This is a genomic window from Bacillus cereus group sp. N21 (assembly GCF_016483395.1).
Classification (GTDB): Bacteria; Bacillota; Bacilli; order Bacillales; family Bacillaceae_G; genus Bacillus_A; species Bacillus_A pseudomycoides.
This window is the reverse complement of record NZ_JAEHBX010000060.1, coordinates 19,513-30,096: the sequence shown is the minus strand read 5'-3', so window position 1 is coordinate 30,096 and position 10,584 is coordinate 19,513. Positions and strand designations below refer to the sequence as shown.

Genomic DNA, 10,584 nt, shown 5'->3' with positions numbered 1-10,584 from the left:
GAATGAGTGTAAAGATACACAAAAACCCCGAAGCATGGACTTTTTTTAAGTGTCCACGATTCGGGGTACAGTTCATTTGCTTATCTTTTTTCTTTTTCGCTCTGTTAAATTTTAATGTTGCTAATCAGATTCTAACGCTCCAGTTAATTGAAGAAGGTAGAAAGAATTCACAGTATTACACCTGAAAAGTTGCCTTTTAATACTACTTTTTCATTCTGGTTTTTACATGAAAAGGATGCGATAATAGCTGTTCTATGATTTTCTTGCCTTTCGTATTTTTCAATTTTAGCTTCACAAATTATTGTATCCCCTGTAAATACAGGTCTTAAAAACTCAAAATTCATAGTACGAGCCAGTACGTTATTATCTCCACCTATTTTCGTTGGTAGAGTTGCCGTTAGTAACCCTTGAGTTACAAGTCTTCCCTGTTCATCTGGGGTTATATGGTGAATCCCTTCATCACCTGAAACCTCTGTAAATAATTCAACATCTTTTACTGTAAAAGTTCGTTCAAACGTAATTATATCTCCGACTTTTAAAGACATATAAATCTCCTCCCTGAAGTTTAAATACTGTTACGGCCAGGTTTAATCTGAATATTGCAACAATATCGAACGGTGTTCAACCATTCCGACTGTTAGTTCAATAAGGACTACATATTGAATTTTGATAAGCGTAAACCGGCATACGTTTTTCTCATTTCATTGATTAGACGACCACCAACAGAGGATGTAGGTTCAACAGAGTGTTTCTCTCATTGAACAGCTTGCTCTTTTTTCGTTTGAGATAGTTTGTCCATATGCTTTAATAAGTTATTAAATGCTTTGTTCACCATTTCCCCTTAACAGAGCCTTCTTTTTAGAAGGATTAGTGAACCATTCTTGTGTTCACATAAGCTGCTAATACAACATGTCCAACGATAATAATAGGAACAATAATTTGTATGTTGGGCGTAGTGAAGACGCTACTAATTGCCGCAATGACACCAGCTGCTAAGTTATAAAGCCCAACTATGTTTGCTAGTTTTTGCTTATCTTGTACACGCTTTTCGTTAAATCCAGATAAGAGCCAAGTATACTGTTTTACTCCTACAAAGTAAGATAATGCGAAAGAAATTATAGCGATGATACATAATGATGGAGAAGCGAAGAGGGCCATGATTACACCTCCGAAATCATTCTTATCCCGCATTAACGGACAGTAACACTCCCACCTCAAAATTCAGCGGAAGCGAAGAAGTTAGGTGGGGGATGAACTGTTCGTAAAAGCCCGATTGGTTCAACTAATAATCAGTGGGGGATGGAGAAAACCCCCACTGATTAAAGTTTCACTTTATGTGCATTCTATAAATCGTCTAGCACTGTTAGAGAGTTTCCGATCTTTCAACCATATTATTGATGATTCAGATTGGAATGGGAAATCTATTAAATCTACTATTCTGATAAATTCTTGCGGGATATAAGATACAGCACTTTTAGGTAGAATCGAGGCTCCGATCCCAGCCATGATGAGCATAAGTACAAATGCAGAGTCGGGACATTCACATGCTATATTTAATTTTATACCATGACGACTGCATTCATCAATGACGAGCTGATGGTAACTGTCTTCTTTATCTTTATGTAAAAGTAAGAGGGGGATATGATCTAGTTTAGTTATGGAGATTGGAAGATTTGAATGATGAAGCTCCCATTTTGCAGGTATGACTAATACGAATGGCTCCTTTGATACACAAATACTAGAAAAAGCCTTCTTATTAAAAGGGGTACGTAAGACAGCGAGTTCAATATTCCGATTTTCTAATTGCTCTATTAAGTATAAAGGACCACCTTCCCATATTTTTAAGTTTACATTTGGATAGTTCTCTTGAAAATAGCGGATTTTTTCAGATAAAAAAGGAATGCACGAATGAAATGCGCCAATAGACAGATTTCCTCGTAATCCTTCACCGGTATCTTTAATCTCTGTAATTGTTTCCTCTAATTGTTGGATAATACTTTTTGCTTTCCTATATAATATTTTACCTTCTTCAGTTAAATGCATATTTCGACCGTTTCTTTCAAAGAGGCTTACTGATAATTCTTGTTCTAGTAACGATAGTTGTCTACTTAGAGGTGGCTGTGCCATATGAAGTCGATGAGCAGCACGGGTAAGCTGTCTTTCTTCGGCGATTACAATAAAGTAACGAAGTTGTCTTATATCCATTTCCAATCCTCTTTCTATACCTTTTTTATATACAAAAACAACCTTATAAATAGTTTTTATATAATACGTCACATGATATCATAAATAAAACAAATTAAATATAGAAAATTCTAAAAATTAAAAATATTTTTCGGTAGATTAATAACTTGAAAGTAGAGTGTATCGTTCTGAGGAGGAAATGTTTATGAAAGTTTCGTTATTCATTACGTGTTTATCCGATGTGTTTTTTCCTCAAGTAGGTAAGAGTGTTGTGGAAATTATGGAGCAATGTGGAGTAGAAGTAGATTTTCCTGAAGGACAAACTTGCTGCGGGCAACCTGCCTACAATAGTGGATATCAAAAAGAAGCTAAAGCGGCAGCGAAACAAATGATAAAAGCATTTGAGCATAGTGAATATATTGTGACCCCTTCAGGATCTTGTGCTAGCATGATTCATCATTATTATAAAGAAATGTTTAAAGATGATAGTGAATGGTATGAAAAAGCAGTTCGTTTAGTGGATAGGACGTATGAGCTGACGGATTTTTTAATGAATGTACTCCGAACAAGTAATTTAAAATCTAAGCTAGCTAGGGCAGCAGTTTTTCATCAATCGTGTCATATGAGTCGCGGACTTGGGATAAAAGATGAACCACTTAAGTTACTATCACAAGTAGAAGGCCTAGACGTAAAAGAATTACCATATTGCCAAGATTGCTGCGGTTTTGGTGGTACTTTTGCAGTGAAAATGAGCCCGATTTCTGAAACAATGGTTGATGAAAAGATAAAACATATTGAGGCAGCAGAAGCCAATCTCTTAATCGGGGCAGATATGGGATGTCTTATGAATATTGGAGGGCGGCTACGCAGAAAAAATAAAGACATTCAAGTGTTACATATAGCAGAAGTACTGGCGAAGGAGCTGAACAAATGAGTGTAGTGGGAGAATTAGAATTTTTGGAAAGAGTAGATAAAGCCATACACGATTCGCAGATGAGAAGTGCGGTTCCATTTACACAAGATAGGCTTCGGATGGGACGGGAACAAGCTACACATGAATTAGGAAATCTCGAGGAATGGCGTGAAGCAGCATCTGAAATTCGGATGCATACAATTGAAAATTTAGATAGTTATTTGGAACAATTAGCTACAAATGTTCGGGGAAATGGGGGGCATGTCCATTTTGCTTTCAAAGCAGAAGATGCCGTATTGTATGTTTCTGAAATCGCGAGAAAAAAAGGAGCAAAAACAATTATTAAATCGAAGTCCATGGTTTCGGAAGAAATACATCTCAATAAAAACTTAGAAGAAATGGGGATAAAAGTGGTAGAGTCCGATCTCGGAGAGTATATCATTCAATTAGCGGGAGAAGCTCCATCACATTTAATTGCTCCAGCTATTCATAAGACGAAGGAACAAGTAGCAGAGCTTTTTTCTAAGGAGGCTGGAAGGGAAATACCAGTTGATACAAATCAATTACTACAATTTGCTCGGGAGCAATTGCGTAAAGAATTTTTAGAGGCTGATATTGGTATCTCAGGTTGTAATTTTGCTGTGGCAGAATCTGGATCCGTTGTTCTAATAAGTAATGAAGGAAATGCTCGCCTTACCACTACATTGCCAAAAGTTCATATTGCTATTATGGGAATGGAGCGCCTTGTTCCGACATGGCAAGATCTTGATGTTGTCGTTTCGATGTTAACTAGAAGTGCTACCGGTCAAAAAATTACATCTTATGTAACGGGAATTAATGGGCCTCGCTTACCTGAAGATATGGATGGACCTGAAGAATTTCATTTAATCATTTTAGATAATGGTCGTTCTAATATTTTAGGAACCGCTTATCAAGAAGTGTTGAAGTGTATTCGGTGCGGAGCGTGTGTGAATGTTTGTCCTGTATATCGTAATATTGGAGGACATGCGTATGGAAGTACTTATAGCGGACCAATTGGTGCGGTACTAGCTCCTTTATTAGAAGGGTATGAGGAATTAAAAGAATTGCCTTTTGCATCAAGTTTGTGCGGCGCATGTACAGATGTTTGCCCGGTGAAAATTCCATTACATGACCTTCTCATTGAGCATCGTAAAGGTGAGGTGGAACAAGGATTTGTAACGAAATTTGAGCAACTGGCCTTTAAAGGTTTTGCGTTTATGGCGAGTCATCCTTTTGTTTACGAGAAAGCCGTTAAAATGGCTCGCACTGGTTTATCGATATTTGCAAAAGATGGTTATATTGCGAATGGCCCTGGTCCATTAAAAGGGTGGACAGAAAGCAGAGATTTTCCAAAACCTGCGAAACAATCATTCCGAGATTGGTGGGAAAAAGAAAAGAGGGATTCATAACATGACGGATGTACAAGAATCTTTTTTAAACAATATCGCACGTAAACTAGGGCGAAATCGTCGCTCCGGGATAACTCCTCCTAAGTGGAATAACGATCCACTTAGGTATTTTTCTAAAGAGATAGATCACGAGAGTTTAGTAGAACAGTTTATTGCAAACTTGAATGCATTACATACAGAAGTAAGTCATATATACCGCTCAGAAATAGAGAATGCCCTTCAGTACGTTGCAGGAAAATTTGATGTTCAATCTGCGGTGTACTGGGATGATGATAGATTACACCAGCTTGAAATAGGAAAGTATTTAACAAAAAATTTCGTTTCTTATCGAATTTGGCAGAATAAAGAAGATGAAAGAGAACTACGAGACTATGTAGCTCGAGTTGATATGGGAATTACATATGCCGAAATGGGGCTAGCTGAAACTGGAACAGTTGTTTTGTGGAATGGTGGTGGGCGTGGACGTTTAGTTAGTGTTTTGCCGCCAGTTTATGTAGTGATCCTTTCGGAACATACAATTTATAGACGTTTGACAGAAGGAGTGACTGCAGTGCATGAACACGTTCCAAATGGATTACCTGCTTGTATTAATTTTATAACTGGTCCAAGCCGGACGGGTGATATTGAAATGGAATTAGCTTTTGGAGTTCATGGTCCTGGAAAGGTTCATGTCATTTTATTAAAGGATTAGAGAGAAAAACAAAAGTATACGAGGGGGAGTGAGGAGTTTGATGAAGAATAAATTCCGCTATTATGTTTTTGCGATGCTTACGTTAATTACGATGGTGAATTATATTGATCGTGGGGCCATTGCTTATGCACAGTCTTTTATTATAAAAGAATATGGATTTGACCCGAAAGAATGGGGAGCTATATTAGGTTATTTTGGTTACGGTTACATGCTTGGTTCTTTATTAGGAGGTATTTTTTCGGATAAAAAAGGACCAAAGTTTGTATGGATTGTAGCAGCAACCGCTTGGTCTATTTTTGAAATTGCGACCGCTTTTGCTGGAGAAATAGGGATGGCTGTTTTTGGAGGCTCTGCTTTAGCAGGATTTGCTCTGTTCCGAGTTTTATTTGGATTCACAGAAGGTCCATCTTTCGTGGTTTCGAATAAGACAGCAGCAAACTGGGCAGCGCCAAAAGAAAGAGCTTTTCTAACATCCCTTGGTTTTGTTGGTGTTCCGTTAGGCGCAGTATTAACTGCACCAGTAGCGGTTATGTTACTCTCTTTTACAAGTTGGAAAATGATGTTTTTCATCCTTGGTGCAATTGGGATTGTATGGGCGATTATTTGGTATTTTACTTTTACAAATATGCCTGAAGATCATCCGCGAGTGACGAAAGAAGAACTAGCTGAAATTCGTAGCTCTGAAGGTGTGCTTCAATCAGTAAAAGTAGAGAAAGGGATCCAAAAAGAGCCGTGGTATTCTTTTTTTAAAGTTCCGACATTCGTCATGGTTACGTTAGCGTATTTTTGCTTTCAATATATCAATTTCTTAATATTAACTTGGACACCGAAATATCTGCAAGATGTATTCCATTTTCAATTATCTTCTCTTTGGTATCTTGGCATGATACCTTGGCTTGGAGCTTGTATTACATTACCGTTAGGGGCGAAGCTATCCGATCGTATTTTACGTAAAACAGGAAATCTTCGTTTAGCTCGAACAGGATTGCCGATTATCGCTTTATTCCTTACAGCGGTTTGCTTTAGTTTCATTCCAGCGATGGATAATTATGTAGCTGTATTAGCACCTATGTCACTTGGGAATGCATTTGCTTTTTTACCAAGTTCATTATTTTGGGCAATCATTGTCGACACAGCTCCTGTTCAAGCAGGAACCTATAGTGGAATTATGCATTTTATTGCGAATATCGCGACAATCTTAGCCCCGACCTTAACTGGATACTTAGTTGTAAGTTATGGCTATCCTTCTATGTTTATCGTAGCTGCCATTTTGGCCGCTATAGCAATGGGAGCGATGTTATTTGTGAAGCCAGGGCAGCAAACTAAGGCTGAAAGTTTGTTTAATTGGAAGAGTAAGGAGAGATTTGAGGAGCCTCGTACAAATATTTAAATGATTAGAATAAGTGGTGTAAAAAACGAGTTGTATACAAACTCGTTTTTTATTTGTCTGAAACGAATGTTTTCTATAGTAAAATATGAATTAAGTAGGAAAAAATTGAAAATAAAGGCTGGGATCGTACATGTATACAGTTGGACAGTTTTCAACAATATGTGGTGTATCTATTAAAACGTTACATCACTATGATGCAATTCATCTTGTAAAACCTTTGCATACTGATTCTGTAACAGGGTATCGATATTATGATTATGAGCAAATAAAAACTTTACAATACATAAAAAAGTTAAAAATGTTTGGTTTTTCATTACAGGAAATAAAGAGAGTTTTAGAAAGTCATGATAATAGAGAATTAGAGAATCGATTGAGAGAAAAGGCTCTACAACTAGAGAGGAAAATGATAAAGATGCGGCAAACTCTAGAGGCAATGGATCAATCCATTGATGATTTGAATAGAAATGAGCCATTTGTAACTGTTTCAAATATAACAGAATACTTCGAAGAAATAAGAGAAAGACAATGGATTTACGGTGTTCGTGAAAAAATATGTATACGAGAAATCGATTTTGTTGTAAAAAAATTGTTTGAAAGGTTATATGCATATGGGATAGAAGTAGATGGGAAAATGATGACAGTTTTTCACCAATTTTATAAAGGGAATGCACCAATAGATTTAGAAGTTTGTGTACCTATAAAAGAGTGCGATGATACACTTTCAAATGTCCGTTGTTTAGAAGGGGGAAAACATATTTGCGTGATTGTAAAGGGACCATATTCGGAATTAAGAATCGCATATGAAAAAATAATGAATTTCATTGAGGAAAAGGGATATGTAGTAAGGGATTCACCTTTTGAAGTGTATGAACAGGGTGTGTTTACTGAACAAATCGATTATAAAAACATTCGGCCTGCATCCAAACATAATCCGTTACAATTTATCACGAAAGTGTGTTTTCCAGTCTATTCTTAATTGATCCTCCTGCTACAGGAGGGTATATCCTAGCATTAGTAAGAGAAAAGGAGAGGATTATATGTATCATCCAAGGCTACGCGGAACACATTATGAGATGGGAAAACACTATGCAAGTATTTTATATAAAAATGGATTTCGGTTTCCAAAGGTTTCAAAAGAAAAATTAGCTTTTGGGAAACAAAGTCATGTGCTATTAAAAGATTTTTATCCAGAATTAATAGAAGAAATGAAAGGATTTGCTGAAGGGTGTCATGCAACGTATGAAGAGGTAAGTTCTTTTATATTGAGTATAGGTGTATTTGAGCCAGAAGCGCAATGTAGTATATTTGCATTTTATAACGGTTCAGAAGTTATTATGGGAAGAAACTATGATTTGATTTTAGATATGAAAAAATATACGGAGAGTTCTCTCGTTTGTCCTAACGATAAATATTCGTACATTGGACATTCTGATGTATTTTTAGGGAAAGTAGATGGGATGAATGAAAAAGGATTAGCAGTAGCTATTACCCTCGTACAAAGTGAAAATAATGAAGTGGGGTTGAATTTTTATGTGGCAGTTCGCAAAATATTAGAAAATGCAAGTACGACAGAAGAGGCAATACATATTTTAAGGGAATTCCCGTCCTCAATCTGTAATAACTACTTATTAGCAGATCAATCTGGGAATATAGCAGTAGTAGAAAAAGCGCCACATAACATGTTTGTACGAAGACCAGGAAAGAATGAAGAGTTTATCATTTGTACGAATCATTTTGTAAGTAAAGAAATGATTGCCTTACAACAAAATATCGATAATGATTGGAGTAAATCTCAAGATAGATATACCTATATGGAAAAACAGTTAAGAAAGAATTCACAGTTAAATCGAGAAAGTGTACAGGATATTTTATCGAATAGTAAAGAGCATGTATGTTTGAATCTGAAAAAATATAATTTTGGGACATTATATTCGGTCGTGTATGAGTTAAATGATTTGAGAATCCATCGTGCAGAAGGACAACCGAATCGTTGTAAATATAAAGAAGATAAAAGATTGATAGAAGAAATTTATAAAAAGAGAAGGGGAATATAAAATGAAGCTTTCTGAATTTCAGCAATATGTATCAAACTTTAGTAAAGAAAAAGGGTTTGCTGATGCAACGATTGAGAGGCGTACAATGTACTTAATGGCGGAATTAGGAGAATTAACAGAGGCAATTATAAAGCATAGTGAAGGTAAGGATACCAAAAGAGAAATAGGCTTAGAAATGTTTGATGTAATTTGGAATGTGTGTGATTTAGCGAATAAATTAGAAATTGATTTAGAGGAAGCATTTCAGGAAAAGATGGAAATCAATCGAGATAGAGAGTGGTAAAGATAGAAAGTGTGGATGGTATGACGCTAACATGAGATAATAGAGAAAGGAATGCAATAGGTAGGATTGTGATGGAGGAAGAAAATGAATTTGAAATATAAATGCTTAATATTAGATCATGACGATACAGCAGTGAAAAGTACACCGGATATACATTATCCATCATTTGTAGAAGCTTTAAAAGATTTAAGACCTAATGAAACGCCATTATCATTAGAAGAGTTTGTTTCAAATTGTTTTCATCCTGGTTTTTTGAGTTTATGTAAAGATATTATTCGTTTTACACCAGAAGAGCAAGAGCACCAACAAAAAGTTTGGAAAAAATACACCGAATCGAAAATTCCAGACTTTTATGAAGGGTTTCCTGAATTGGTACGGGAGTTCAAGAGACAGGGTGGAATTGTAACGGTTGTTTCTCACTCTGAAAGTAGTCGCATTAAGAGGGATTATGAAAAGCATTGTGGATTTGTCCCAGATGCAGTGTTTGGATGGGAGTTAGAAGAAAATCAGAGAAAGCCACATCCGTATCCAGTGAAAAAGATTTTGTCTATGTTTCATCTACATGAAGATGAAGTCATCGTATTAGATGACTTGAAGCCAGCATTGGAAATGGCAAAGAGCTGCAACGTTACATTTGCAGCAGCTGGTTGGTCGCATCATATTCCGAAAATCAGAAAGCGAATGGAAGAGGAATCAGATTATTATTTTGAGAGTGTAGAGAAGTTTAAAGAATTTATCTTTAATGAGTAAAGAGGAGAAAGAACTTGGGAAACACCAAGTTCTTTTTTTATGCTACATCGCAGATATTAGAATAATTGTAGGTGTTCTATTGAACAAATAGCACATTTCAAGAGTGAATAAATTATGTAATTGTACGATTAGAAAAGTATGAAGATAAGAAGATCCCGTTAGTTTTTGTTAATTTTTGTATGCATAGCTTTATTAGGAGGAAGACAATATAACAGTATGGCTCCCTCAATATAATATTCTTTTTGGAGGTTGTTTAGTAAAACCAGCAGGTGCGAAAGATTTAGGAAATGTTGCGGATGCATACGTAGATGAATAGGTATATTCAGTCGGAAATGTGATGAATCGATATGAAAATATAAAATCAGTTATACCAGGGCATGGAGATGTAGGAGATAAAAGTTTGCTTTCTCATACGTTAGAGTTATTACAAATAAAATAGAGAAATTGAAAGAGTGATAGAAAAGAACCCTTTGCAGGGTTCTTTTATTTTGATAATCTTTTGACTTGATGATCTTTTCCCCATTCACACAGTTCATTCATAATTTGAATTAAAGATTTTCCGTATTCGCTTATTGTGTATTCAACTCTTGGTGGAACTTCTTGATATACAGTACGATGGATAATCCCATCAGCTTCAAGTTGTCGCAATTGTTGCGTTAGAACTTTTTGTGTAATATCTGGGATCGCACGTTTCAGTTCGTGTGTCCGCTGCTTTCCGTTCATGAGAATGCATAAAATACTACTCTTCCATTTTCCTCCGATGACTTCAAGGGTAGTAGCGATAGGGAAGTTCTGATTCATCTTCATATTACACCTCCATAGGTACTTTGAGGTTCCTATAGCACCTGAAAGTACGTACTTTTCAATTATATGTAACTAATACATACTA

Annotated in this window: 12 protein-coding genes and 2 pseudogenes; 9 read left to right on the top strand and 5 right to left on the bottom strand. The window is 36.1% G+C overall.

Annotated elements, in window-relative coordinates; genetic code table 11:
- Positions 1–167: 167 nt before the first annotated feature.
- The 4 genes and pseudogenes from JDS96_RS24020 to JDS96_RS24005 all read right to left on the bottom strand — a co-directional run bounded on the left by JDS96_RS24020 (position 168) and on the right by JDS96_RS24005 (position 2,205).
- The gene (locus JDS96_RS24020; RefSeq protein ID WP_006095250.1) at positions 168–545 is read right to left on the bottom strand and encodes a hotdog domain-containing protein; all 378 of its coding nucleotides are present in this window, start codon (positions 543–545) and stop codon (positions 168–170) included.
- Positions 546–688: 143 nt separating this feature from the next.
- A pseudogene (locus JDS96_RS32380) lies at positions 689–832 on the bottom strand (IS1595 family transposase); the annotation flags it as partial.
- 35 nt (positions 833–867) lie between these two features.
- Complete coding sequence (locus JDS96_RS24010; RefSeq protein WP_098806939.1) at positions 868–1,158, bottom strand: DUF3784 domain-containing protein; 291 nt, start codon at positions 1,156–1,158, stop codon at positions 868–870.
- A gap of 174 nt (positions 1,159–1,332) precedes the next feature.
- Entirely contained in the window at positions 1,333–2,205 is an 873-nt protein-coding gene (locus tag JDS96_RS24005; protein ID WP_098929046.1) for a LysR family transcriptional regulator, read from the bottom strand.
- 184 nt (positions 2,206–2,389) lie between these two features.
- Here JDS96_RS24005 and JDS96_RS24000 point away from each other — a divergent pair, with 184 nt between their 5' ends.
- The 9 genes and pseudogenes from JDS96_RS24000 to JDS96_RS23960 all read left to right on the top strand — a co-directional run.
- Positions 2,390–3,118 (top strand): (Fe-S)-binding protein, encoded by a 729-nt coding sequence (locus JDS96_RS24000; RefSeq protein ID WP_199668249.1) that lies wholly within the window; start codon positions 2,390–2,392, stop codon positions 3,116–3,118.
- The gene (locus JDS96_RS23995) at positions 3,115–4,527 is read left to right on the top strand and encodes a LutB/LldF family L-lactate oxidation iron-sulfur protein (RefSeq protein ID WP_199668248.1); all 1,413 of its coding nucleotides are present in this window, start codon (positions 3,115–3,117) and stop codon (positions 4,525–4,527) included. Before JDS96_RS24000 ends, JDS96_RS23995 begins: the two co-directional genes overlap by 4 nt.
- Before the next feature lies 1 nt (position 4,528).
- Positions 4,529–5,218, top strand: a complete 690-nt coding sequence (locus JDS96_RS23990) for a LutC/YkgG family protein (RefSeq protein ID WP_199668247.1) — start codon at positions 4,529–4,531, stop codon at positions 5,216–5,218.
- 40 nt (positions 5,219–5,258) lie between these two features.
- The gene (locus JDS96_RS23985) at positions 5,259–6,608 is read left to right on the top strand and encodes an MFS transporter (protein WP_199668252.1); all 1,350 of its coding nucleotides are present in this window, start codon (positions 5,259–5,261) and stop codon (positions 6,606–6,608) included.
- A gap of 130 nt (positions 6,609–6,738) precedes the next feature.
- Positions 6,739–7,584: a MerR family transcriptional regulator gene (locus tag JDS96_RS23980; RefSeq protein ID WP_199668246.1), complete on the top strand. Its 846-nt coding sequence runs from the start codon at positions 6,739–6,741 to the stop codon at positions 7,582–7,584.
- A gap of 61 nt (positions 7,585–7,645) precedes the next feature.
- On the top strand, positions 7,646–8,662 hold the full coding sequence (locus JDS96_RS23975; protein ID WP_199668245.1) for a C45 family autoproteolytic acyltransferase/hydrolase: 1,017 nt from the start codon (positions 7,646–7,648) through the stop codon (positions 8,660–8,662).
- Position 8,663: 1 nt separating this feature from the next.
- Positions 8,664–8,945, top strand: a complete 282-nt coding sequence (locus JDS96_RS23970) for a MazG nucleotide pyrophosphohydrolase domain-containing protein (protein WP_003198734.1) — start codon at positions 8,664–8,666, stop codon at positions 8,943–8,945.
- A gap of 84 nt (positions 8,946–9,029) precedes the next feature.
- Positions 9,030–9,695: an HAD family hydrolase gene (locus JDS96_RS23965; RefSeq protein WP_003198733.1), complete on the top strand. Its 666-nt coding sequence runs from the start codon at positions 9,030–9,032 to the stop codon at positions 9,693–9,695.
- 199 nt (positions 9,696–9,894) lie between these two features.
- A pseudogene (locus JDS96_RS23960) lies at positions 9,895–10,134 on the top strand (MBL fold metallo-hydrolase); the annotation flags it as partial.
- Positions 10,135–10,178: 44 nt separating this feature from the next.
- Here the strand turns inward: JDS96_RS23960 and JDS96_RS23955 are convergent.
- Positions 10,179–10,502, bottom strand: a complete 324-nt coding sequence (locus JDS96_RS23955; protein WP_003207774.1) for a winged helix-turn-helix transcriptional regulator — start codon at positions 10,500–10,502, stop codon at positions 10,179–10,181.
- Between the last annotated feature and the right edge of the window lie 82 nt (positions 10,503–10,584).

Coding starts and splice junctions, on each gene's coding strand:
- JDS96_RS24020 (WP_006095250.1), bottom strand. CDS start 545: ATGTCTTTAAAAGTCGGAGATATAATTACGTTTGAACGAACTTTTACA.
- JDS96_RS24010 (WP_098806939.1), bottom strand. CDS start 1,158: ATGGCCCTCTTCGCTTCTCCATCATTATGTATCATCGCTATAATTTCT.
- JDS96_RS24005 (WP_098929046.1), bottom strand. CDS start 2,205: ATGGATATAAGACAACTTCGTTACTTTATTGTAATCGCCGAAGAAAGA.
- JDS96_RS24000 (WP_199668249.1), top strand. CDS start 2,390: ATGAAAGTTTCGTTATTCATTACGTGTTTATCCGATGTGTTTTTTCCT.
- JDS96_RS23995 (WP_199668248.1), top strand. CDS start 3,115: ATGAGTGTAGTGGGAGAATTAGAATTTTTGGAAAGAGTAGATAAAGCC.
- JDS96_RS23990 (WP_199668247.1), top strand. CDS start 4,529: ATGACGGATGTACAAGAATCTTTTTTAAACAATATCGCACGTAAACTA.
- JDS96_RS23985 (WP_199668252.1), top strand. CDS start 5,259: ATGAAGAATAAATTCCGCTATTATGTTTTTGCGATGCTTACGTTAATT.
- JDS96_RS23980 (WP_199668246.1), top strand. CDS start 6,739: ATGTATACAGTTGGACAGTTTTCAACAATATGTGGTGTATCTATTAAA.
- JDS96_RS23975 (WP_199668245.1), top strand. CDS start 7,646: ATGTATCATCCAAGGCTACGCGGAACACATTATGAGATGGGAAAACAC.
- JDS96_RS23970 (WP_003198734.1), top strand. CDS start 8,664: ATGAAGCTTTCTGAATTTCAGCAATATGTATCAAACTTTAGTAAAGAA.
- JDS96_RS23965 (WP_003198733.1), top strand. CDS start 9,030: ATGAATTTGAAATATAAATGCTTAATATTAGATCATGACGATACAGCA.
- JDS96_RS23955 (WP_003207774.1), bottom strand. CDS start 10,502: ATGAAGATGAATCAGAACTTCCCTATCGCTACTACCCTTGAAGTCATC.